The organism is Roseobacter fucihabitans (genome assembly GCF_014337925.2).
GTDB lineage: Bacteria > Pseudomonadota > Alphaproteobacteria > Rhodobacterales > Rhodobacteraceae > Roseobacter > Roseobacter fucihabitans.
On record NZ_CP143423.1, the window covers coordinates 832026 to 855899 of the forward strand.

Consider the following 23874-nt stretch of genomic DNA (forward strand, 5'->3'; position numbering starts at 1 on the left):
GGCGGCCCCAATGTCGGATATTATATCTCCCCCGAAATCCTTTCAGGACATCATCCTGAGGCTCCAGTCTTACTGGGCCAATCAGGGCTGCGCTGTGCTGCAGCCCTATGACATGGAGGTCGGCGCCGGGACGTTTCACCCTGCAACCACCCTGCGCTCGCTGGGACCGCAACCCTGGGCTGCGGCCTATGTGCAACCCTCGCGCCGCCCGACCGATGGGCGCTACGGCGAAAACCCCAACCGCTTGCAGCATTATTACCAGTTTCAGGTGCTGATCAAACCCAGCCCGCCCGATCTTCAGGATCTCTATCTTGGATCCCTGCGCGCCATCGGCGTGGATATGGCCCTGCATGACATCCGCTTTGTCGAGGATGACTGGGAAAGCCCGACGCTCGGTGCCTGGGGGCTGGGCTGGGAAGTCTGGTGTGACGGTATGGAAGTCAGCCAGTTTACCTATTTCCAACAGGTTGGCGGGCATGATTGCCACCCGGTTTCGGGCGAATTGACCTATGGTCTGGAACGGCTGGCGATGTATATCCTCGGCGTCGATCACGTGATGGACATGCCGTTCAATGATCCGCAAACGCCGATCGCCCTGAGTTACGGCGATATTTTCAAACAGACCGAAGAGGAATACGCGCGATGGAATTTCGACACGGCTGATACGGACGTGCTGCTGCGCCATTTCGTGGAGGCCGAAACCCATTGCCGCGAAATTCTCGATGCCCCGCACGATGACCCCAAAACCGGCAAGCGGATCGTCATGGCGCATCCGGCCTATGATCAATGCATCAAGGCAAGCCACATTTTCAACCTGCTGGATGCGCGCGGCGTGATCTCCGTGACCGAACGGCAGGCCTACATCGGGCGGGTGCGCGGCCTGGCGAAACTCTGCGCGGATGCGTTTGTGCAAACCCGTGCTGGGGGCTGGACCCCGGATGCTGCGACATGAACGGCAAAATCGTCGGCATTGTGATCCTGTCCTGCGCGCTCTTTGCGGGTGCTGCGCTCTATTATCTGCAGGTCTACGGCTTCTACCGCGAAGCCACATCGGCGCTGCCTGAAGTCCAGTTGGTGTCGCTGACATCCGACCAATCCGAGACGATTGAAACTCGGGCTATTCAGGCGATTGACGCCGACAGTTCGCCCATCCGCTTCCGCGCCTGTTTCGAGACCCCCCTGAGCCTTGCCGTGCTGAGCGCCGCTTACGTCAGCCTTGAACGCGCCACCCCGCGCAACGCCCCAAACTGGTTTGACTGCTTTGACGCAGAGGCCATCGCGCAAGATCTCGCTTCCGGACAGGCCGCGGCGTTCCTGGGCCAGAAAAACGTGGATTTCGGCGTCGACCGCATCGTGGCGATCACCCAGGATGGGCGCGGCTACATCTGGCACGAACTCAACGATTGCGGTGAAAAAGCCTATGACGGAACGATTGTGGGCGAGGAATGCCCGAGACTGGATGAAAACTGATGCCTGATCTGCTGATCGAACTCTTTTCCGAAGAAATCCCCGCGCGCATGCAACGCCGCGCCGCGCAGGATCTGAAAAAGCGGATCACGGATGGTCTGGTCGAGGCCGGTCTGACCTATGCCTCGGCGGCGGAATTTTCGACCCCGCGCCGTTTGACCCTCACGCTGGACGGGGTGCTGGCCGCCAGCCCTACCACCGTTGAGGAGCGCAAAGGCCCGCGCGCCGATGCGCCGAACAAGGCCATCGACGGGTTTCTGCGCGGTGCTGGCCTCACCCGTGATCAATTGGAAGAACGCGACACGCCCAAAGGCGCGGTGCTTTTTGCGCGGATCGAAAAGCCTGGTCGCCCAGCCTCCGAGATCATCGCCGAGGTTCTGGAGGCTACGATCCGCAATTTCCCCTGGCCGAAATCCATGCGTTGGGGCGCGGGGACCCTGCGCTGGGTGCGCCCCTTGCACTCGATCCTGTGCATTCTGAGCGATGAGGCTGGGCATGACATCGTGCCGCTTAATGTCGATGGTATCTTGACCTCGGACACGACTGCGGGCCACCGCTTCCTTGCGCCCAAACGCTTCGCCGTGGCCTCTTTTGAGGATTACGCCGCCAAGCTCAAACGCGCCTCTGTGGTGCTCGATCCGGCGGAGCGGGAGCAATCGATCTGGCATGACGCCACCAACACGGCCTTTGCCAATGGGTTGGAGGTGGTCGAGGACGCGGGCCTGCTGGCCGAAGTCGCGGGGCTTGTCGAATGGCCGGTGGTCTTGATGGGCAAGATCGGCGAGGATTTCCTCGGCCTGCCGTCCGAAGTTTTGCAAACCTCGATGAAAGAGCACCAGAAGTTCTTTTCCGTGCGCAACCCCAAGACGGGCCGCATTGAGGGTTTCATCACGGTCGCCAATACCGAAACTGCGGATCATGGGGCGACGATTCTGGCGGGCAATGAAAAGGTCCTGTCCGCACGGCTGGCGGATGCGAAGTTCTTCTGGGACAATGACCTGCGGATTGCGCAGAGCGACATGAGCGTCTGGCTTAAAGCTCTTGAAAACGTGACCTTTCACAACAAACTCGGTAGTCAGGCCGATTTGATCGAACGTGTTGCTGTCCTGTCCCGCGAGCTTGCCCCGCTTGTCGGTGCTGACCCCGACGAGGCCGAAGAGGCCGCGCGCCTGGCCAAGGCGGATTTATCCTCCGAAATGGTCTATGAATTCCCAGAACTTCAAGGGCTTATGGGGCGGTATTACATTAAAGCTTCAGGTCGTTCCGATGCTATTGCGGCAGCGGCGCAGGAACACTACGCGCCGCTTGGTCCGTCAGATGATGTGCCCACCGCACCGGTCTCCGTGGCCGTCGCACTGGCCGAGAAAATCGACAAGCTGACGGGCTTCTGGACGATTGATGAAAAGCCCACCGGAAGCAAGGACCCTTACGCGCTCCGGCGGGCGGCTTTGGGGGTTATTCGGATAATCTTAGACAATGATCTGTACATTTTTCTGCAAGAAAAATTTTATCTACTTGTTGTCAGTCAATATGATGTAATGGCTCAGAAAAATCATGTTTTGAAACTACAAGAAGAAATCTATTCGCCAGATGGGTCTCCCAAAAAACTAGTGTGGATTGCCGATAAGTATGAAAGTGGCACTGAAGTTGGACAATATTTATTCTGGGCCAACTCGGATAGTGAGCGCGATACTAGGCAAGATGCTGAGAAAATTAATGATCCGGATAGATCCAGTTTATGTATTGGCTTGGTTCCCTGCATGGCCGCTGATGGTCTTGTCTCCTTCCTCCACGACCGCCTCAAAGTCTACCTGCGCGATCAAGGTATCAGGCATGACATCATCGACGCCTGCATCGCCATGCCGGGCAATGATGATCTAGCCCTGCTGGTCAAACGCGCGCGCGCCTTGTCGGAAACGCTCAAGACGGATGACGGTGAAAACCTGCTGCAAGCTTTCAAACGCGCCAATAACATTCTGACGCAGGCCGAAGAGGCGGATGGCGTCGAATACTCCTACGGTGCGGATGTGAAATTCGCCGAGACGGAAGAAGAGCGCGCTCTCTTTGCTGCCCTTGAGGGCGCCGAGGCCGCAATCAAACCCGCGATGGAAGCCCTCGATTTCACCACGGCCATGTCCGCGCTGGCCGCCCTGCGCACACCGCTGGATGCATTTTTCGAAACGGTTCAGGTCAATTCGGACAATGGCGCGGTGCGGCGCAACCGGTTGAATTTGCTGAGCCAGATCACCAAACTCTGCACCTCGGTGGCTGACCTGCGCCGCATCGAGGGGTAATGCCGGTGCATGCCGGTATCATGTCTAGGCACTTGTCAGCGTAGGTTTACACCCTATGCTGCACCCACACAATTTAGGTGCCGCAGTGCAGAATAACCCAGATACGACCCTTGTAACGGCCCAAGCGCCGATCACCGCCGAAACCCACGGTGGTCGCGCAAAATGCCTGCAACGTCTGGTGCGTCTGGAATTGCCGGTGCCGCGCACGGTCGCGCTGTCCTTCGACGCGGTCAAGCGGATCGCGCGCGGCGAATTGCCCGATATCCGCGCGATCGTGTCACAGTTTCCCGATGGTGCATTGCTTTGTGTGCGCCCCTCTTCGGAGGATCCCGATTGGGGCGGACCGGGTGCGATTTTGAACATCGGGATGAATGAGGTCCGGTTTGCCGCGCTTAAGGAACGGCTCGGAGAAACGGCGGCGCGGGCGATTTATACGCGGTTTGTGCAATCCTATGCGGTGGATGTGGCGCGCCTTGATCCGGATGTTTTCGAGGATGTGCATGGGGAGGGATGCGAAGGGTTGCGCGAAGCTCTGCGTGCCTATGAGAACGAGTTGGAAGAACCCTTTCCCGCAGACCCTTCCGCGCAACTCGCCGCTGTGTTGAAATCCATGGCGCGGGCCTGGGACGGGACCTCGGCGCGGCTTTTACGTCAGGCCAAGGGCGCGCCGGCGGATGCCGGGCTGGGGCTTGTGGTGCAGGAAATGGCGCTGGGTCTGGGACAGGGGGAATGCGGTTCGGGTGTGTTGCAACTGGTGGACGGGGATACCGGTCTGCCCCAGATCACCGGGCGCTATCTGAGCCAGAGCCAGGGGCGCGACGCGCTTGAAGGGGATGCTGCGGCGCTTTATCTGCGGCGCGATCCACGCGGCGCATCGCTTGAAGACCTTGCACCGGAGGCTTTCCAAGACCTCCAGGCTCATGCCGCGCTGATGCGTGCGAAACTGCGCGAAGAAATGCAGGTCGAATTTGCCATCGAAAACGGGGCGCTGCATATTCTGGACGGCGTGCGTGTTGCGCGTTCGAGCCAAGCGGCCGTGCGTATTGCCGTGCAGCTTGCAGATGATCAGATCATTTCACGTGCCGAAGCCTTGATGCGCATCCAGCCGCGTACCCTGTCGGAACTGTTGCACCGCCAGATCAGCCCGAACGCAAAGCGGGACATAATCGGTCGCGGCATCGCGGCGAGCCCCGGTGCGGCCACCGGTCAGATTGTTTTCACCGCCGCCGAAGCGCAAGCCAGTGCGGCGCGGGGCGATCCGTGCATCCTCGTGCGGCGCGAAACATCCCCTGAGGACATTCGCGGCATGCATGCGGCCCATGCGGTGTTGACCGAACGGGGCGGCATCACCAGCCACGCCGCCGTGATTGGGCGGGGGATCGGGTTGCCCTGCGTCGTGGGTGCCTCGAATATGCGGTTCATCCTGAGCAAGAACCAGCTGGTCACCAAGGACGGCCGTGTCTTTACGACCGGCGAGGTCATTACCGTGGACGGCACCAGCGGTGAAGTTCTGGCGGGGGCACCCAAGATGCGCGAAGCAGCGCTTGACGAAAGTTTCCGGAAGCTGATGGATTGGGCCACGGAATTTTGTGACATCGGGATCAGGGCCAATGCGGATACACCCGCGGATGCCCAGACGGCGCGTAATTTCAACGCGCAGGGCATCGGATTGTGCCGGACCGAGCATATGTTCTTTGAAGCCGGACGTTTAACGGTCATGCGCGAGATGATATTTGCCGAAACCTCCGAGGACAGACGTGCCGTTCTGGAGCGGTTGTTGCCGATGCAGCGCGAGGATTTCACGCAGCTTTTCCGGATCATGGAAGGGCAACCCGTGTGCATTCGCCTGTTTGATCCGCCGCTGCATGAATTCCTGCCAAGCGACCGGGTGGGGCAACGTGAATTGGCCGAAGCGCTTGACTTGCCCCTGTCTGATGTCACCCGGCGGATTGATGCCATGTCCGAATATAACCCGATGCTGGGTCTTCGCGGCGTGCGGTTGGGTGTCACGGTGCCTGAGATCTATGAAATGCAGGCCCGTGCGATCTTTGAGGCCACCATCGAGGTAAACAGCACGGGCACGGCGGTTGTGCCCGAGATTATGATCCCGCTGGTGTCGGCGCGCCGCGAGGTTGAATTGGTCAAGACATCCATTGATGCCGTGGCCGCTGCCGTGCGCACGGAAAGGGATCAGGCATTCGATTACCGTCTCGGCGTCATGGTTGAAACGCCGCGTGCGGCCCTCAGGGCGGCAGAAATTGCGCCGCATTGCGCCTTCCTCAGCTTTGGGACCAATGATCTGACGCAAATGACCTATGGGTTGTCGCGTGATGATGCGGGGCGGTTCATGTCGGATTACGTGCAACAGGGTGTCTTTCCCGAAGACCCGTTTCATGTGCTTGATACCGATGGCGTTGGCGAGCTGTTGAAGGTCGGCGCAGAGCGCGGGCGCGCGGCGCAACCTGGCGTCACATTGTCGATATGTGGCGAACACGGGGGCAACCCCGAATCGATTGCCTTCTGCCGGGACGCCGGATTCGACTATGTGTCCTGCTCGCCCTTCCGTGTACCGGTGGCGCGACTTGCTGCCGCACAACTGGCTATAGGGGCGGTTATGTAGTGTTTTTATACTAGAAGCCCACTATATGTTGCGCAATCCCGTTCAGCGTGTTGAGCGGTTGCCTGCCGATGTTAACCATCCATAAACCAGTAAACTTTACGAAAAGTTTTTTGTTCGGTAGAGCACGGTCAAGATTTTTTCATCTGGGGGCCGCAATCGTGCGTGTTTTAAGCAAGACGATTTTATCGTTATCAATTGGGTTGGCATTAAGTTTTTTTGTCGCTGACGCCAGTCTGGCACGACAAGCTGATCGTGAAAACAGCAAGGTTGCGGGGGATATTTCATCTGCGGCCGAGCAAAAGGGCAAGGCGTCAGCGGCAGAGCTGGAGTTTTCCAAATCCTGGGTGGATCGCCAACCGTTGCCACAGGGTGGCGACGAGTGGCGTTGCCTGGCGGAGGCGCTGTATTTCGAAGCGCGGGGCGAAACCGTAAAAGGACAATTCGCTGTCGCCGAAGTGATCCTGAACCGCGTCGAGTCAGAACGTTTTCCAAGTTCAGCCTGTGGTGTGATCCATCAGGGCACTGGCAAAAAATACCAATGCCAATTCACTTACACATGTGACGGCCACAAGGAAGTTATCGCGGAACCCAGAGCGTTTGAGCGTGTGTCGAAAGTTGCGCGCGCGGCTTTGGATGGGGCTGCGCCGGAGCTGACCGAGGGTGCCACGCATTACCACACGACCGCCGTCAAGCCACGCTGGAGCAAGGTTTACACAAAGACCGCGGCGATCGGGGTGCATGTATTTTACCGCCACACCTGGCGTACGGCGAGCAACTGACGGTTTCGGTGCCTCGCGCGCCGTATCGGGGGCTGTTTAAGGCGAAGGGCATCGCTATGCTGCTGGCAACAGGTTAAAAGGCCCTAGACCATGAATTCCGAAATAAAACTGGCATTCTCGCATCCAAGCGAACGTTCTCAGGCGACGGGTGGTGATGATCCGCTTGATCGGATTTCGCTGCGAGATCACATAGTTGAAGTCGAGATCGGCGCGTTTCAAGCAGAGCGCGGTGTCACGCAGCGGATCTGTTTCAATGTGGTGGTCGAGGTCCAGCCCTGGACAGGTGTCATTGATGACGACGTGGACAGGATCCTAAGCTATGACAAGGTGACGGAAGCTATTGCGGCGGAGCTTTCGGATGAACGGCTGAACCTGTTGGAAACCCTTGCAGAGCGCGTGGCCGAGCGGATCCTCTTGCAGCCCCAAGCCATGCGCGCTTTCGTACGGATCGAAAAACTTGATCGCGGTCCGGGTGCATTGGGCGTGGAAATCGTGCGGGCACGAGGCCACAGCGTTTCTGCTGAGCCGGACGATAGTGTCGCTCTCAGACCGGAGCTGATTTATTTGAGCAACGCGGCGATTAAATCCCCGTTTCTGAAAAGCTGGATCGACCAGCTCGAAGAGACCGGGAAACCGATCATTTTCTGTGTGGGGGCGTCGGATACGCCAGCCCCGCAAACGCAGCATAAAATGGCGCAGCGTCGTATTGATCTTTTGGCGATTGAACAAAATGCATGGGTTCTGGCCTCCAGGGACGACCGCTGCGTGGTGGTCAGTACGCGGACAGAACTCGACTGGGCGATGAAAAACGAGCAGTCCTGTGTCTGGGCACCGTCGAAAATTGTTCTGGATGCGGTGGATGGCCCTTCGGCGCAGCCGCGTGATGCGGTTGCTCTGGCGGCCTGGTTTGCCGAGACCTGTGACGCCCGCGAGTTGCGCGTTATTGGCGCGGAGGGTCCGCTGGATGTTTCCCTCCCCCTGCGCGTCTTGTCGGTTCACGACGAAAAGCTCTGAACAATGGCTGCGTACTATCGCCCGATGGTGCAGGTGGATGTTGCGCGCCCTGATCATGCGCTGCGCCTTGCGGGGGGATGGGGCTGGTTTAGCGACGTTGAGGTTTTGTCGCGCGGCGCGCCCCCCCGGATCATGCCCGTCACCGATCTGGACCCACAGGTCCTCGCACCCTTGATTGCGCCGCGCGCGCGCATCGCCAATGTGTCGATGGACAAGCCGCGTATCATGGGAATTCTGAACGTTACCCCGGATAGTTTTTCGGACGGGGGCGCGTATTTTTCGCTTGATGCCGCGCTTGCGGGAGCGGCAGCTATGGGCGCGGCTGATTTTCTGGATGTGGGGGGCGAATCCACCCGCCCCGGCGCTTCTGTTGTTCCCGAAGATCAGGAAATCGCCCGGACCGCGCCCGTTATCACGGCCCTGCGCGAGGCGGGCATACCCCAATCGATCTCGATTGATACGCGCAAGGCCGGGGTCGCCAAGGCCGCGCTGGATGCCGGCGCCCATTTGGTGAATGACGTTTCCGGTTTTACCTATGATGCCGCTTTGGCACCGCTGTGCGCGGCACGGGCCACGCCGATCTGCGTGATGCACGCGCAGGGCGATCCGGCCACCATGCAGCAAAATCCGCAGTATGATGACGTCGTTCTGGATGTCTTTGACTTTCTGAAGGCGCAGATCGAAACGCTCGTGGCGCAGGGCGTATCGCGGGATCGCATCATTGCGGATCCCGGCATCGGGTTTGGCAAAACACTGGATCACAACCTGCGCCTCTTGGCCCGCCTGTCTGTTTTCCACGGGCTGGGCGTGCCGATCCTCTTGGGGGCCTCGCGCAAGAAATTCATCGGCACCCTGGCCAAGACCCAGGCGGTACAGGACCGCATGCCCGGCTCCGTCGCGGTTGCGCTCGCGGCATTGAAACATGGGACACAAATCGTGCGCGTGCATGATGTGGCAGAGACCGCGCAGGCCATTGCGCTTTGGCAAGCAGCCATGGCAGGTTGCGCGGATGGATAAACTCTTTGGAACCGATGGCGTGCGCGGCACCGCCAATATTCACCCAATGACGGCCGAAATGGCGCTGCGCATCGGGGCCGCCGTGGGGCGTTATTTCAGCCGTGACCGCTCCAGCGTGCACCGCGTTGTGATCGGCAAGGATACAAGGCTTTCGGGCTATATGTTTGAAAATGCGCTTACGGCGGGGCTGACGTCGACGGGCATGAATGTGCTGTTGCTTGGCCCCGTTCCGACACCCGCCGTCGGGCTGCTGACGCGCTCTATGCGTGCGGATCTTGGCGTGATGATTTCGGCGAGCCATAACCCGGCTGCCGACAATGGGATCAAGTTCTTTGGCCCGGATGGGTTTAAATTATCCGACCAGATGGAGGCTGATATTGAGGCGCTGATCGCGGAGGGCGTCCCCGCCGCAGAGGCTGAAAACATCGGACGTGCCAAGCGGATTGATGACGGTCGTTTCCGCTATATCGAGCGTGTCAAATCCTCCTTTCCGCGCCAGATGCGTCTGGATGGTCTGAAGGTGGTCGTGGATTGTGCCAATGGGGCGGCGCATCGTGTGGCCCCTGAGGCGTTGTGGGAATTGGGGGCTACGGTGATCCCGGTGGGGGTCGATCCCAATGGGCACAATATCAACAAAGGCTGCGGATCAACGCATCCTGAAATGGCCGCGGAAACGGTTGTGAGCCATGGTGCGGATGTGGCGATTTGTCTGGACGGGGACGCTGACCGAGTGATCTTGCTGGATGAAAACGGCAAGGTGGGCGACGGCGATCAGTTCATGGCGCTGATGGCCGCGCGGTGGGCCGCCGAGGGGCGATTGGCCAATGACGCGCTGGTGGCGACGGTGATGTCGAACCTGGGGCTGGAACATTTCCTGGCCGATAAGGGTCTGCGGCTCGAACGCACGGCGGTGGGGGATCGCTATGTCGTGGAGCGCATGCGCGCGGGCGGCTTTAATCTTGGCGGGGAGCAATCGGGGCATATCGTCATGTCGGATTATGCCACGACCGGCGACGGGCTTATGGCGGGCTTGCAATTCCTGGCCGAAATGGTGAGATCAGAAAAACCGGCAAGCACGCTGTTACATAATTTCGAGCCGGTCCCGCAGTTGCTCAAGAACGTCCGTTTTGCAGCCGGGCAGACGCCGCTTGAGGCACCCAATGTGAAACAAGCGATTGCACAGGCCGAAGCCGATCTGGCCGGGGCGGGGCGCTTGTTGATCCGAAAATCAGGCACGGAACCTCTGGTGCGGGTCATGGCGGAGCATGAAAACGCGGATATGATGGAGCGCGCGGTCGATCGTGTCGTGGAGGCCGTGGCCGATGCCGTCAGCCTCTAGCCGCGCGTAAACAAGCGACGCAGTGCGCCGTATTGGCTCAGACCCACGCCCGATAAAATCAAAACGATGGCCCAGAGCAGTGAGGCGGGCAAGGGTTCCCCCAGTAGGGTTGCGCCCAGGACAACCGACCAGACCGGCACCTGGTAATTGGTCAAAGACATGAACACCGGTCCCGCCGAGCGCACCACCAGAACCCGCAACAGATTGGCGGCGGCAGTGGGGATCAAGCCCAAGACTGCGACCACGACAAGCGTTTGAGTGTCAGGAACCGGGGGCGGGCCTTCGACCCAAAGCGCCAGCGGGATGACCAGCACCGCGCCGATCAAGAGCAGCACCGTTGACAGGCCAATCGTATCCACGCGCGGCAACCGGCGCATGAGGATTGAGGACATCGCATAGCAGGTCGCAGCACCAAGACAGGCCAGACGCCCGGCGGGCTCCATAGAAGCCCCCGTGGTTTCTAGCGCCTGCCCACCGATCAGCACGCAGACACCTGCAAAACCGATGATAAAGCCAACACCCTTACGCGGGCTCAGACGTTCGCCCGGCACCAGGAAATGCGCCAGTGGCAGGACGATCAAGGCCACCGCCGCCATCGAAACGCCTGCAAAACCGGAGGTGACGAATTGTTGCCCCCAGGCCAGGAGCATGAAGGGAATCGCCGAGCTGAGTCCGCCGATGAGAATGGTTTCACCCCATGCGCGCCTGCCGGGCGGGGCCTCAAAGAGGCGAAACCCCGAGATTGACCAGATGATCCCCATCAGACAGGCGGCAAAACCGATGCGCCCGGCGGCCAGCCAGAAAGGCGTAAGGCCCTCCAAAGCGATCTCCGTCACCAGAAACGTTCCGCCCCAGGTGAACCCCAAAATGGCGATCATGAGCCAGCTCTTGGGGGTGATGTCGGGGGCGTCACGCATGAAGGGCAATCTATTGAGGGAACGATATGCGCTGTTGCGCAGTTTCATTTAGTGAACTGGAAACAGAGGAGAGTACACCATGGACTTTACATATCTGATTGTCATCCTGGCGCTGATCACCATGTTGGCGGCGATTGTTTTTGCGCTGGTGAGCAAGGCCAGGCTGGAAGCTCGCATGGATGATCCAAATAGTACCAAATCCACACTGGCTGCGGATAAATCATCCAAAGGCAAACCCGCCGACGTGTGAGGATCATGTGACGAAAGGCCCGGTATTAACCCGGGCCTTTGTGTTTTGAACGGTGACATCTGGCCGGACTGTGGCGCCCGGTTCAGCTTGGTTGCTTAGCAGGCCAATGTCGATGTTGACGCTGATGTCGCCCTAGTTTTTGGCCTTATCGACCATTTTACCGGCTGAAATCCACGGCATCATACCGCGCAGGGTCTCACCGGTGGCTTCGATCTGATGCTCATCATTGATGCGGCGCGTTCCCTTGAAGAAGGGCTGGCCCACCTGATTTTCGGCCATGAAGTCACGCACGAATTTACCCGTCTGGATGTCGGTCAGAACGGCTTTCATTCGGGCTTTGGTTTCGTCATAGGGCAGGATGCGGGGACCGGAAACATATTCGCCGTATTCCGCCGTGTTGGAGATCGAGTAGTTCATGTTGGCGATGCCGCCTTCATAGATCAGATCGACGATCAATTTCACCTCATGCAGGCACTCGAAATAGGCCATTTCAGGCGCATACCCGGCTTCGACCAATGTCTCAAAGCCCATGCGGATCAGCTCAACCAGCCCACCACATAGAACCGCTTGTTCCCCAAAGAGGTCGGTTTCGCACTCTTCGCGGAAGTTGGTCTCAATAATGCCCGAACGTCCGCCACCAATGGCCGAACAATAGGACAGGCCGATTTCCAGCGCCTTGCCGGACGCGTCCTTATCGACCGCAACAAGGCAGGGCACGCCGCCGCCTTTGGTGTATTCACCGCGTACCGTGTGGCCGGGGCCTTTCGGGGCCATCATCACCACGTCGATACCGGCTTTGGGCTCGATCAGGCCGAAATGAACGTTCAGGCCATGGGCAAATGCGATGGCGGCACCCTCACGGATATTGTCATGCACGTATTTCTTGTAGGTTTCGGCCTGCAATTCATCGGGCATGGTGAACATGATCAGATCGGCCCAGGCGGCGGCTTCGGCGATACCCATCACCGTCAGGCCTTCGCCTTCGGCTTTTGCCGCGGAGGGAGAGCCGTCACGCAGCGCCACGACGAGGTTTTTCGCACCGGAATCGCGCAGGTTCAGCGCATGGGCGTGACCCTGGCTGCCATATCCCAGAATGGCGACTTTCATGTCCTTGATCAGGTTAACATCGCAATCGCGATCATAATATACGCGCATGTCAGCGGTCCTTTTATCGGTTAAAACTGGCGTCAAATTATGCGATAAAGCGCCAATTGCCATCACCGATCAGACCGAATATCACTATGTTAATGAAAAAGTCATGCGCCTAATGTAAGCATAGGAAAAAAATCATGCTTGACGATCTGGATCGTAGAATTCTGCGGCATTGGCAGGCAGACCCCAGCCTGTCGCCGGCGGAACTGGCCGGTCCGTGTGGGGTGACGCCGGGCAAGGCTGCGCGCCGGATCACGCGCATGCAGGAAACCGGGGTGATTGAAGGCGTGGGTGCGCTCATTGACTGGGCCGCCCTCGGGTATTCTGTCGCCGTATCGCTGCGGATAACATTAGATAAAACCCAATCCTCTGCATTCGATGATTTTATCAAAGCCGCGCGCAGGGTCCCGGAGGTCACGGAAATCCAGACCTTTCTGGGACGCGTGGACGTGCGGCTCAACATCATCGCCAAGGATATGGCGCATTATCAGGAGATTTACCGGATGCGCATCCTGACCCTGCCACATATTTCGGACATTGAAGCCTTGATGCAGATTGCGCAGATCAAGGCCGAAGAGGCCCTGCCGCTATGATCGATCTGGATGATATGGACCGTGCTTTGCTGCGCGCCTTGGCACGGGACGCGACGCAAAGTGCGGGCGCTTTGGGGCGCAACCTTGGCCTGTCGCAACCTGCGACATGGCGGCGCATCCGCAAGCTGGAAAGCGCGGGAATCCTCAAAGGGCGTCATCTGCGTCTGAACGCGCAGGCGCTGGGGTTTGGCGTGACGGTTTTTCTGGGCATCAAGCTGGCCACCAAGGGGCGTGTCAGCCTGGAGGATTTCGAGCGCGCGGTCAGCGCAATCCCCGAGGTGCAGCGCGTGGAGCATGTGTTGGGGCTCTATGATTATCGCCTTCGGGTCGTGGCGCGCGATCTGCCGGATTTCGAACGGGTCCTGCGTCGTCGGATCATGACGCTGCCCGGTGTCGGAGAGGTGGAGGCGAATGTTCTGCTGAGCGAAGAGCGCAGTGCCGGGCCGCTTGGCTAAGGAGGGCGGCATTTGTTTGCCATCGGTGCCAAAGCGCGGGTCGCGCGGTCGATTGTATACGGAAGTAGCCTTTGCCAAGCCCGCCATCAGCCGTTAGGTCATGAGGAAACTCAAGGAGAAATTACCATGGCAGCATTGCTCGACACCATTGATCCGACAGGATTGGAAGAATTTTCGGTTGTCTTCACGGACCGGTCCCTGAATTCGATGAGCGTGGCGTTTCAGGAGGTGATGAATGACCTGTCCGCTATGCTCAAGGATGTTTACGCCGCAGACGCCGTGGCGATCATTCCGGGCGGGGGGACCTTCGGCATGGAGGCGGTTGCGCGCCAATTCGCGCGCGGCGCGGATGTTCTGGTGGTGCGCAATGGCTGGTTTTCTTATCGCTGGAGCCAGATTTTTGAAACGGGCGGTCTGACCGCCAATACCACAGTGCTGAAAGCGCGCCAGACGGGCAACGCGACGCCTTCGCCTTTCACACCCGCCCCGATTGACGAGGTCGTCGCGGCGATTGCCGAGCAAAAGCCCGATGTGGTGTTTGCCCCGCATGTGGAAACAAGTGCCGGCGTCATCCTGCCGGATGATTACATCAAGGCCATGGCCAAGGCGGCGCATGAAGTTGGCGCGCTTGTGGTGCTGGATTGCATCGCCTCAGGCTGTGCCTGGGTAAACATGCGCGCGCTGGGTGTGGATGTGCTGATTTCGGCTCCGCAAAAAGGGTGGTCTGCCTCCCCTTCGGCAGGGCTGGTGATGATGTCCGCACGTGCCGAGGCGCGCCTGGCGGAGACGCAATCGGATAGTTTTGCCATTGATCTGGGCAAGTGGCACAGCATCATGAAGGCCTATGAAAATGGCGGTCACGCCTATCACGCGACCATGCCGACGGATGCGTTACGCGCGTTTCGCGATACGATGATTGAAACGCGGGACTACGGGTTTCAACGCCTGAAAGAGGCGCAGTGGCAGCTGGGCGACGCCGTGCGGGCCATGTTGACGGCCAAGAGTGTGGTTTCTGTTGCCGCTGATGGGTATGGCGCGCCGGGTGTGGTGGTCAGCTATACCGGCGATCCTGACATCCAGAACGGCAAGAAATTCATGGCCGAGGGCATGCAGATCGCTGCCGGCGTGCCGCTGCAATGCGACGAGCCTGCGGATTTCCGGACCTTTCGTTTGGGTCTGTTCGGGCTGGATAAACTCTATGACGTTGAGGGGACTTTGGGACGGTTGCAGCGGGTCATCGACACGGTGCTGTAACGCATCGGTTACTTCACGCCCAAACCCATCTGCATCAATGTCTTGCGCACCGGGCCGAGCGCGTAAAGCGCGTTCAACCCGGTCGCGCGCGCATCGCGCAGCAGCGGTGCGCTCATCTGGCTGGCGCGATTAAGCAGGTCAATGCCTTGAATACGAACGGAAATATCAGGATATCGCGCTTTGTGATAGGCATCCAGCATCTGGCGATCCCCCAAACCTTCGGGGCGTTCCTGTGCCAGTGACAAGAGCGTTGCGGTATCCGCAAGGCTCATGTTCAGCCCCTGCGCGCCGATCGGGGGCACGACATGCGCGGCCTCGGCGATCAGGGCAAGGCGTTCACCGGTCAAACGCGTAGCTTTCTGGCTGATAATGGGCCAGATCGTGCGCGCGGACGCCAGTGTCAGCGGACCAAAAAGATGACAGCTGCGCCCCGACATGTCAGCTTCAAAGGCTGGCACATCCATCTCCATGCGCGCCTGTGATGCAGGGCCATCATCCATCCAGACAATCGCACTGGAGGGCAGCCCGTCGCGGTCGGGCAAGGGCACCAGCGTAAACGGCCCGCCGGTGCGGTGAATTTCGGTCGAGACGTTTTCATGCGGAATGGCGTGTGTGACGGCAAAAGCCAGCGCTTTTTGCCCGTAACGCGTTGTTTTAACGTCGATACCCGCCGCGCGCCGCATGGGGGAGGCGCGCCCATCGGCCGCAATCACCAAACGTGCGCGCAGGCTCGATCCATCGCTGAGGCCGATCCGCGCTTGCCGTTCTCGGGTGAACAGAGAAGTGGTGCCGGTGCCGGGCATAAAGGTCACGTTGGGCAATTCAGCCAGGCGCGCGACCATCTCGCGGCGCAACAGCCAATTTGGGAAGTTCCAGCCAAAGGGCAAGTCGGACACATCAGAGGCGTTGAAGTCTCGGGTCAAGCGCGGCGTGGCCTCATCGCCGCCCGCATCCACGATCCGCATCACCTGAAGGGGGGATGCATGCTGTGACAATCGCTCCCAAAGACCCGCGGCCTCCAAGACACCGCGCGCAGGTTGCAACATCGCCGTCGAGCGCATGTCCGATCCGGCGCAATCGCGCTGCGTGATGGGCGGGGCGGGGTCCACGCATACCACGTCAAACCCTGCGGTTCCGAAAGCCGCCGCAGCCGTCAGCCCGGCGATGCCGCCGCCTGACACCAAGACGTCACATGTGTTGCTGGACATTGGCCCTCCGCCTTACGATCAGGAGATTATGGGGTAGCGACAGAAATTGCCAGAGCGCCCTTTAGCCCTTCGTGATCAACAACAACACCACGAACATCACCGGCACAAGCGCCAGCGCCGGCAAATAAAGCCCCGGCAATCCGAAGACCAGAGCCGAACTCATCCACAGGCTGACAAAACCGATCAGGGCGAACCAGACATTGTTTTTATCACCCAGCAATAAATCTCGTGCGACCCATCCCAGGACGGGGATTTTGAAAAACAGACGTTGCCAGATTGGCAGGTTGGGTGGGTTTGCGGCGAGTGTCATTGATGTGCTCCTAATTCTGACCGTAACTGTCAGATAGGTGCACAATCGGATATTCAAAGAGGCCTGATTGTCGCAGGTCGTTCAAATTAGACTTGCCAAAAACCGGCTCAAATCATCCGTATGGAAATGAATATGCACACCTGCACCGCGGATTTCAGCAACATGAACCGTGCGCATCCCCATGTCATGCGGTGCCCTGAGATTTCGTGGATCATCCTCAAACATCGCCGCCGTTTCCGGGCTCAATCCGTCCTTGCGAAACACCGTTTCAAAAGCAGCGTGATCGGGTTTGGGCAAAAATTCCGCATGTTCCACACCATAGATGGCGTCAAAGGCATGGCTCAGCCCGCGCGCGGCCAGAACGCGTTCGGCGTAGGGCGCGCAGCCATTGGTGTAAACGATGCGCCGTCCCGGCAGCGCTGTGATCTGAGCGGCCAGGATGGGATCGAGGCTCAGGCTGTCCATCGGGATGTCATGCACATCCGTGAGGTAGGGGGCGGGGTCCACGTCATGTTCGCGCATCAACCCCGCCAGTGTCGTGCCATGCGTGGCCCAGTAGTGTTTGCGCAACCTGTCGGCTTCGGCGTGATCCACCCCCAAGGCGTCCATCACATAGGCGGTCATGCGCACCTCGATCAGATCGAACAGCCGCGCAGAGGGCGGATAGAGCGTGTGATCGAGATCGAAGACCCAAGTGGTGACATGATCAAAGGCGTCTTTTGGCATAGGGTATTTCCATTGCGGTGGGGTCGGGCATAGGGTTGCGCGTTGACGCAGGGCGTCGTTAAGGTATCCCACCGATAAGAACAAAAGGCCAGAACCATGGGGTTGCAGAAATCACAACAGACGGACGCTTATTCGCTGATCCTGGATGCCATTGATCTTGGTGTCTATCGTCCCGGCGACCGGCTGGTGGAAAGCGAGTTGGCCGAGCGCTTCGGAGTGTCGCGCACGCCGATCCGGGAAGCCCTGCAACGTCTTGAAACGCAATCCCTTTTGGCGCGGGACGGGCGCAGCCTGATCGTGGCCTCGCTGGATCACAACCAGATGGCGGAGCTTTATGTGGTGCGCCGCGAACTTGAAGGGCTCGCCGCACGCCTGGCCGCACAGCACGCCACGCCGGAGGAGGTGCGGATCCTGCGCGAGATGGTGGAGGCGGATAATGCGCTGATCAATGACCCGGTGGCGCTGGCGCGGGCGAACCGGCGGTTTCACAAGCAGATACATCTGGCCTCGCATAACCGTTATCTGGTGCAGCAGCTCGATCTCGTGCATCGCACCATGGCGTTGATGGCGACGACGTCGCTGGCCGCACAGGGGCGGGGTGAAATTGCCCAGGCCGAGCATGACACCATCGTGCGCACGATTGAAAACAAGGACGCGGAGGGCGCGGGTGCGGCCCTGCGAGAGCATATTTCGGTGGCTTTCATGACACGCCTCAAACAGGATGCGGCGCGGCGGGAGGAGGAAACCTAGTCGGTTTCTGCCGGATGGGACACGCCGTGCTGGGTTTTATCCCAGTAAAACGGCGCGCTGACCATCTCCCAGAGGGCTTTGTAACTCGCCAGCGCGCCCAGCGTGAAATAGATCATCATGCTGGGGACGAAGGGGATGAGATGGCGATGCACCCGGCCCGAGACGGCATAGATACCCATGGCCAGGCTGAGCGCTTCGGAAAAAATGAACAGACCCATCAAGCCCCAGATCACGGGGGTGCCCAGCGTGGTTTCGACCGGATGCGGGACCCCGGTCAGCGTTAACCAGAATGACCAGAGCAAGGGGGCGGCGGCGAATTGCGAAAAAGAGGCCAGGAAGATCGTCTGCAGGCCCATAAACCGTTTAAAACCCACGTCTTGAATTAATCTGACCGGGTGTCGCATGTGAACGAAATAGGTGATCATGAACCCCTTGAGCCAGCGCGAGCGTTGCCGCACCCAAGGCCAGGCCCGGCTGGTGGCTTCTTCGCGCGTCACGGTTGGCAAGAGTTCGGTCACAAACCCATGACGCGCCAGGCGTACGCCTAAATCGGCATCCTCTGTGACGTTATGCGCATCCCAGCCGCCCAATTTTTCCAGCGCATCACGGCGGAAAAACAGCGTGGTGCCGCCCAGCGGAATGATCAGACCCAGCTTGGCAATGCCGGGCAGAATCACACGCCACCAGGTCGCATATTCGATGGTAAAACAGCGCGAGAGCCAATTGGTGCGGGAATTATAGTAATCCAGAATACCTTGCAGACAGACGACATTCTCAGGGGCCTCATTGAAACGGCTGACGACGCGCTCGATCTGATCCGCTTCGGGCCAGTCTTCGGCATCCCACACGCCGATGATGCTGCCCCGGCAGAAATCGAGCGCATAGTTCAAGGCGCGCGGTTTCGTGGTCAGATCGCCCGCACCTGGCACTTCGATCACGCTCATCCAGTCGGGCAATTGTGTGCGCGCGATGGTTTCGTGGGTGGTTTTGTCACCCTCTTCGAGAACCAGAACGACGTTCAGAAGCGATTTGGGATAGGTCAATCGGCTCAACCGACGGATCAATTGACCGGCGATTTCCTTTTCCTTGAGCAGCGGCACCAATACGGAAACACGCGGCAGCCGGAACTTGGCCGATGCCAGGGTGCAATAATCCTTGCGCGCCGGTTTCCTGTGCAAAAGCTGCGCCGCAAAGGCGAAGGCCTTCATCGTTGTGGTCATGACAAGCGTTAAAACCGCCCAGAGAACGGCGATTGTGAAAGTCCACAGCGGGGACCACAGCGTCAAAGCCATGATCATGAGGCCGACCGCCAAGGCGCAGAAAAGGCGGTGCTTGCCCCGCGTGGCCCAATTGCGGCAACTCTCCACTTCGGGCACGCGCACGGCAGCTTTTTCGGCGAGTTCGCGACCGTAAAGGCGGCTGATATGGGATTGAATTTGCAACTCATCCACGATGACCGGGAACAGGGACAGCCCGCGCCGCCGCATGGTTTGGCATAGTGCCGCGAAATCCGCAGGGCTGCTGGTGGCCACGAGGATGCGCAAGCCGTCGCGTTTCCACGGGACAACCCCGTGGCGCAGGCAAACCTCGGCCGGCAGGCAAGACGCCATCTTGGGCAAGGGGGGCTCGAGATCCAGATCGGCGTCCGGCGCATGACATTGGGCGGCCAGCGCGCCCAGCAAATCGCGTTTGAGCAGCAGCCCTTCGGACACCATGATTTCGCCCAGCGGCGCATCAATATGCCCTTGGATTTTGAGCGCATGTTCCAGATCGGTCGCCGCGATCTTGCCACGATCCAACAGCATACGGCCAATCGGTTCATAGGTGATCGCGGGCGCCATCAGATCCGAGACCGGTTCGGGTTCTGGCAGGACCAACCGCAGGGTATTCATCGTTACATGCCTTGCATAGACTCAAGGCAAGACAGATGTCAGAACACGGTTAAGTTTCTGTTAAATTAACCTTTTTCAACCTTTGCGCGTGGACGGGCTCAGGCCACACGCTCCGCCATCGCCTGAGCAAAGCGCTCGAACAGATAATAGCTGTCCTGCGGGCCGGGGCTGGCCTCGGGGTGATGCTGCACCGACCATATGGGGCGTCCATCCACGCGAATGCCGCAGTTTGAGCCATCAAACAGCGAGGTATGCGTTTCCACCACACCCGCGGGCAGGGTCTGCGCGTCCACTGCAAACCCATGGTTCATCGAGGTGATTTCAACCTTGCCGGTATCGTGATCCTTGACCGGATGGTTCGCACCGTGATGGCCGTGGTTCATCTTGATCGTCTGCGCCCCAAGGGCAAGGGCGAGCATCTGGTGCCCCAGGCAAATCCCGAACAACGGCAGCTGTGTGTCGGATAAAACCTGCTGGATCATTGGCACGGCATAGGCCCCCGTCGCGGCCGGATCACCCGGACCGTTGGAGAGGAACACGCCATCCGGATCATGCGCCATAATGTCCTCGAAACTGGCTGTCGCAGGCAGCACGGTCACATCGCACCCCGCGCTGGCCAGACAGCGCAGGATGTTGCGTTTTGCGCCATAATCCACCGCGACCACCTTGTGTTTCGCATCGGTCTGAGGGGCATATCCCTCTGGCCAGGCCCACCGCATTTCATTCCAGCGATAAGATTGCGCACAGGTGACTTTACGCGCCAGATCAAGACCTTCCAGACCGCCGAAGGCGCGCGCTGCGGCCACCATGGCCTCGACGTCAAAATTGCCTTGTGGGTCATGGCACAGGGCCACGTGTGGTGCGCCCGATTGACGGATCGCGCGCGTCAGGCGGCGGGTGTCCACCCCCCCAAGCGCTATGCGACCCCGCGCGGAAAGCCACGCATCCAGCCCCTGCACCGCGCGCCAGTTTGAGGGATCCGTCGGCATCCATTTGACGATCATGCCCTCAGCCACCGGATCGCCGGTTTCGTCATCTTCGGGGTTCACGCCGGTATTGCCGATGTGGGGAAAGGTGAAGGTCACGATCTGCCCCGCATAGGAGGGGTCGGTCATGATCTCCTGATACCCCGTCATGGCGGTGTTAAAGCACAGTTCCGCGACCGTCTGGCCGGTGGCACCAAACCCGATCCCATAGAACAAGGTGCCATCAGCAAGCGCCAGACAAGCGGTCGGGCGGTCGGACGCAGAGGGCTGCATGGGCGATCCTTTCGGGCAGGGGCGAGCAGTGAAATCCTTGTGTTCCTAGACGCGCGACCGGCGCGGGTCAAGGTGCCATCGACGCAATATGAGGGGCTTGAGTGACGTGGCGGATTATGTTGCGGCCCCTTGCGGCATTGGATAAGGTCCAAGGCTCGAACATGATGTGCGCCGTCCCTGATGGTGTGCGGTGAAACCTTGAAGGAAACAATCCAATGGAATTGCGCGAAAAGGTCTCAGTGGCCCTCAAACAGGCCATGCGGGACAAAGCGGCGGACCGGCTTTCGACGCTGCGCCTGATCAATGCCGCGATCAAGGACAAGGACATAGCCGCGCGGGCGGAGAGTAATGATGAGGGTGTCGGCAACGGCGAGGTTCTGGCCATCCTGGGCAAGATGTCCAAGCAACGGCTGGAAAGCGCGCGCGCTTATGAGGAGGGCGGCCGGCTTGATCTGGCCGAGCGCGAGAAGGCGGAGATCGAGGTGATCGAGGAGTTCCTGCCGCGCCAGCTATCTGATGTGGAAACGGAAAAAGCAGTATCGGAGGCGGTTGACGAAGTCGGTGCCGATAGTATCCGCGATATGGGTAAGGTCATGGGGCTACTGAAAGCGAAATACACCGGCCAGATGGATTTCGGCACTGTTGGCCCGATGGTCAAGGCGCGGCTCAGCTGATGAGCGGTATGATCGGGCGCTCTTCCGCTTCAAGGCATCCCTGTCGGGGATAGGATCGTGATTGCGTCGCTGACCTTCTGCGCATCACTGCTCCGGCACATTTACGTTTAGGCGGGTTGGCGCGGTTGGCGACCCAATGAGGTGGGGATAAAGGGCAGAGCTGTGCAGCAACCCCCTTTGAGTACGGCGCAATATAGAGCGGCAGGCCGTGACCGTGGATCACCGCCGCCAGGCAATCTGCAACTCTTCATAAAGCGAAATGCGTTCCTCTTCGCTCAAAAAAGCCCCGATTTCGACCTCACGACCCTTGCCCTTGAGCGTGACGTAATGCGGAATCGGTCCGTCGTCTTCATATTTGGTGATGGTGGTCCAATAGCGGTTGCATTCCCACTCCTGCACTTTGCCCGATGGCTCCTCGCGGATCAGATGCGCGTCATCGCGGTCCAGGGTCAGTACTTCGGTGATCTGGCGCGCGCGGTGGTTGCGTTGCAGCGCATAGAAAATGCCCCAGACCGCCGCCAGCAGGAAGGGCAGGAGCCCCCATAAAATCGGCGAGCCCAGCAGGGGCAGGGTCGGGATGCAGATCAGCGTAAAGGTGGTCAGCACAAAGGCCGCCATGCCACGCGCGGGCAGCGAATTATGCGGCCAGAGTTTGAGCCTCTGAGGTGAGGCACCGGGCGTGGATGTCCATTGGTAAGGCATGGGCTTTTCGATGTGATGGTTAACGATGACGCTACCCTAGCGCGGCGTTCGTGCTGCGTTCAAGGTGACATTCTGACCCCGGCGCGCAACGCGCGGTGGGGCGAAGTGCGCGAGGGGCCGAATCATAGATTAACGCTCGTGAAACAGGGCAAATGCGCGATGCATCATGCGTACACAAGCTTGTACACTACCCGTGCATCGATTGTGCGCTGAGAGCCCGGATTAAGAACTGGTGCGACGGAGTTTGTGAATGAGGGGTCGATAATTAGCGATGCGACCGTGCCATGGTGTTTTAGCGCTGTGATCCAAATGAAAAGGACCGCCGAAGCGGTCCTTTGTTACATGTTTTGTTTGGGGTTACGCCGGTTTGCGACGTACCCAGTAGAGACCGGCGATGGCAGTCAGGAACAGCGGCAGACCTGCGGGCAGGGGGACGGCTGCCACGTTCACGTTGATTGCAGCGAAGTCGGTGTCGGTTCCGATGCGGAAGCTATATTCGCCCGGTGCGAAAGGGCTGAAGGCTCCGGCAAATGGGACGGGTGCCGTGACGCCGGGCGCACCGCTGGCCAGATAGCCAAAACCGAGGTTCTGGCTGCCGTCAAAGACAGATCCGGTATTAAAGAACCCAACATCGATCACGCCCAGCGTCGAGAGGTCATTGCCGACCGTCGGGTCAAGATCGTAATAGAGTTTGATGCCTGCATTCGCCAGATCGCCGGAGCTTTCCGCAAAAAAGCTGAAGTTCCAAAGCGAAAGACCGGACGCGCTTTCACCGGTCTGAGCCGTGTAGGTGCCAGCTCCGTCGTTCGTGGGTGTCGGGCTGGAAAACCGCGGTGTTGCGATAATGCCGACGCGAATATTATCGCTTCCGACTATGAAGTCGGAGACCGCGGCGGGGCTGGTGGGTATTCCGCTGCCGCCGAAGGTCACCTGGCCGCCGCTTTGCGTCGTCAGATTGCCGAATGTGTCGAAATTTGGTGTCACCGATGCGGCGGAGGCCATGTTCGCCAATGCTAGCATTGCAATGCTTAGGCCGCTCGCAAGTATCTTTGTCTTGAAATTCATTATGTATCCCCTTTCAAAAAGTGTCGGTAGTAGACCGCGCATGACCGGGGCCGTCAATACGATATCTGGGCATCTTGATCCTCTTGGTGCCGCCACAAAAAAAAGGCCCCGGAGGTATCCGGGGCTTTTGTCGTTAG

Annotated in this window: 23 protein-coding genes; 14 read left to right on the forward strand and 9 right to left on the reverse strand. The window is 59.3% G+C overall.

Annotation, left to right across the window (positions count from 1 at the left end):
• Positions 1-10 precede the first annotated feature (10 nt).
• The 8 genes from ROLI_RS04245 to glmM all read left to right on the forward strand — a co-directional run bounded on the left by ROLI_RS04245 (position 11) and on the right by glmM (position 10530).
• Positions 11-952, forward strand: a complete 942-nt coding sequence (locus ROLI_RS04245; protein WP_187431158.1) for a glycine--tRNA ligase subunit alpha — start codon at positions 11-13, stop codon at positions 950-952.
• Positions 949-1470, forward strand: a complete 522-nt coding sequence (locus ROLI_RS04250) for a DUF6446 family protein (protein ID WP_187431159.1) — start codon at positions 949-951, stop codon at positions 1468-1470. Before ROLI_RS04245 ends, ROLI_RS04250 begins: the two co-directional genes overlap by 4 nt.
• Entirely contained in the window at positions 1470-3761 is a 2292-nt protein-coding gene (gene glyS / locus ROLI_RS04255) for a glycine--tRNA ligase subunit beta (protein ID WP_187431160.1), read from the forward strand. The genes ROLI_RS04250 and glyS overlap by 1 nt, the downstream gene beginning before the upstream one ends.
• A gap of 55 nt (positions 3762-3816) precedes the next feature.
• Positions 3817-6381: a putative PEP-binding protein gene (locus tag ROLI_RS04260; protein ID WP_187431161.1), complete on the forward strand. Its 2565-nt coding sequence runs from the start codon at positions 3817-3819 to the stop codon at positions 6379-6381.
• Positions 6382-6449: 68 nt separating this feature from the next.
• Positions 6450-7160, forward strand: a complete 711-nt coding sequence (locus ROLI_RS04265; RefSeq protein WP_262386585.1) for a cell wall hydrolase — start codon at positions 6450-6452, stop codon at positions 7158-7160.
• Positions 7161-7250: 90 nt separating this feature from the next.
• Entirely contained in the window at positions 7251-8174 is a 924-nt protein-coding gene (locus ROLI_RS04270; RefSeq protein WP_187431162.1) for a dihydroneopterin aldolase, read from the forward strand.
• 3 nt (positions 8175-8177) lie between these two features.
• A complete protein-coding gene (folP, locus tag ROLI_RS04275; RefSeq protein WP_187431163.1) occupies positions 8178-9191 on the forward strand; it encodes a dihydropteroate synthase in 1014 nt (337 codons plus the stop codon).
• Positions 9184-10530 carry a phosphoglucosamine mutase gene (gene glmM / locus ROLI_RS04280; RefSeq protein ID WP_187431164.1) on the forward strand — a complete coding sequence of 449 codons (1347 nt, stop codon included), beginning with the start codon at positions 9184-9186 and terminating at the stop codon, positions 10528-10530. The genes folP and glmM overlap by 8 nt, the downstream gene beginning before the upstream one ends.
• On the opposite strand, the gene ROLI_RS04285 is transcribed toward glmM, so the two are convergent.
• Entirely contained in the window at positions 10527-11447 is a 921-nt protein-coding gene (locus ROLI_RS04285; RefSeq protein ID WP_187431187.1) for a DMT family transporter, read from the reverse strand. The two genes, glmM and ROLI_RS04285, sit on opposite strands and share 4 nt — an antisense overlap.
• Positions 11448-11526: 79 nt before the next feature.
• Here ROLI_RS04285 and ROLI_RS04290 point away from each other — a divergent pair, with 79 nt between their 5' ends.
• Positions 11527-11697: a hypothetical protein gene (locus tag ROLI_RS04290; protein ID WP_187431165.1), complete on the forward strand. Its 171-nt coding sequence runs from the start codon at positions 11527-11529 to the stop codon at positions 11695-11697.
• 132 nt (positions 11698-11829) lie between these two features.
• Here the strand turns inward: ROLI_RS04290 and ilvC are convergent, their stop codons facing one another.
• The gene (ilvC, locus tag ROLI_RS04295) at positions 11830-12852 is read right to left on the reverse strand and encodes a ketol-acid reductoisomerase (RefSeq protein ID WP_187431166.1); all 1023 of its coding nucleotides are present in this window, start codon (positions 12850-12852) and stop codon (positions 11830-11832) included.
• A 134-nt stretch (positions 12853-12986) separates the two neighbouring features.
• Here ilvC and ROLI_RS04300 point away from each other — a divergent pair, with 134 nt between their 5' ends.
• The 3 genes from ROLI_RS04300 (at position 12987) to ROLI_RS04310 (ending at position 15151) form a co-directional block, all read left to right on the forward strand.
• On the forward strand, positions 12987-13442 hold the full coding sequence (locus ROLI_RS04300) for an Lrp/AsnC family transcriptional regulator (protein WP_187431167.1): 456 nt from the start codon (positions 12987-12989) through the stop codon (positions 13440-13442).
• On the forward strand, positions 13439-13897 hold the full coding sequence (locus tag ROLI_RS04305) for an Lrp/AsnC family transcriptional regulator (RefSeq protein WP_187431168.1): 459 nt from the start codon (positions 13439-13441) through the stop codon (positions 13895-13897). Before ROLI_RS04300 ends, ROLI_RS04305 begins: the two co-directional genes overlap by 4 nt.
• Positions 13898-14023: 126 nt before the next feature.
• Entirely contained in the window at positions 14024-15151 is a 1128-nt protein-coding gene (locus ROLI_RS04310; protein WP_187431169.1) for an aminotransferase class V-fold PLP-dependent enzyme, read from the forward strand.
• An 8-nt stretch (positions 15152-15159) separates the two neighbouring features.
• Here the strand turns inward: ROLI_RS04310 and ROLI_RS04315 are convergent, their stop codons facing one another.
• From ROLI_RS04315 to ROLI_RS04325, 3 genes are all read right to left on the reverse strand, one after another.
• Positions 15160-16359 (reverse strand): UbiH/UbiF family hydroxylase, encoded by a 1200-nt coding sequence (locus ROLI_RS04315; RefSeq protein WP_187431170.1) that lies wholly within the window; start codon positions 16357-16359, stop codon positions 15160-15162.
• Positions 16360-16420: 61 nt separating this feature from the next.
• A complete protein-coding gene (locus ROLI_RS04320; protein ID WP_187431171.1) occupies positions 16421-16669 on the reverse strand; it encodes a hypothetical protein in 249 nt (82 codons plus the stop codon).
• 81 nt (positions 16670-16750) lie between these two features.
• Positions 16751-17395: a pyrimidine 5'-nucleotidase gene (locus ROLI_RS04325; protein WP_187431172.1), complete on the reverse strand. Its 645-nt coding sequence runs from the start codon at positions 17393-17395 to the stop codon at positions 16751-16753.
• A 96-nt stretch (positions 17396-17491) separates the two neighbouring features.
• Between ROLI_RS04325 and ROLI_RS04330 the strand changes: the two genes are divergently transcribed.
• On the forward strand, positions 17492-18145 hold the full coding sequence (locus ROLI_RS04330) for a GntR family transcriptional regulator (protein ID WP_187431173.1): 654 nt from the start codon (positions 17492-17494) through the stop codon (positions 18143-18145).
• Here the strand turns inward: ROLI_RS04330 and ROLI_RS04335 are convergent.
• A complete protein-coding gene (locus ROLI_RS04335; protein WP_262386586.1) occupies positions 18142-20037 on the reverse strand; it encodes a glycosyltransferase in 1896 nt (631 codons plus the stop codon). The genes ROLI_RS04330 and ROLI_RS04335 overlap by 4 nt on opposite strands.
• 98 nt (positions 20038-20135) lie before the next feature.
• Positions 20136-21296, reverse strand: a complete 1161-nt coding sequence (gene carA, locus ROLI_RS04340) for a glutamine-hydrolyzing carbamoyl-phosphate synthase small subunit (RefSeq protein WP_187431174.1) — start codon at positions 21294-21296, stop codon at positions 20136-20138.
• A gap of 215 nt (positions 21297-21511) precedes the next feature.
• Between carA and ROLI_RS04345 the strand changes: the two genes are divergently transcribed.
• A complete protein-coding gene (locus ROLI_RS04345) occupies positions 21512-21970 on the forward strand; it encodes a GatB/YqeY domain-containing protein (protein ID WP_187431175.1) in 459 nt (152 codons plus the stop codon).
• Positions 21971-22189: 219 nt separating this feature from the next.
• On the opposite strand, the gene ROLI_RS04350 is transcribed toward ROLI_RS04345, so the two are convergent.
• Together ROLI_RS04350 and ROLI_RS04355 are read right to left on the reverse strand one after the other, a co-directional pair.
• A complete protein-coding gene (locus ROLI_RS04350) occupies positions 22190-22672 on the reverse strand; it encodes a DUF2244 domain-containing protein (RefSeq protein WP_187431176.1) in 483 nt (160 codons plus the stop codon).
• A gap of 357 nt (positions 22673-23029) precedes the next feature.
• Positions 23030-23737, reverse strand: coding sequence for a VPLPA-CTERM sorting domain-containing protein (locus tag ROLI_RS04355; RefSeq protein WP_187431177.1), 708 nt, complete (start codon positions 23735-23737; stop codon positions 23030-23032).
• Between the last annotated feature and the right edge of the window lie 137 nt (positions 23738-23874).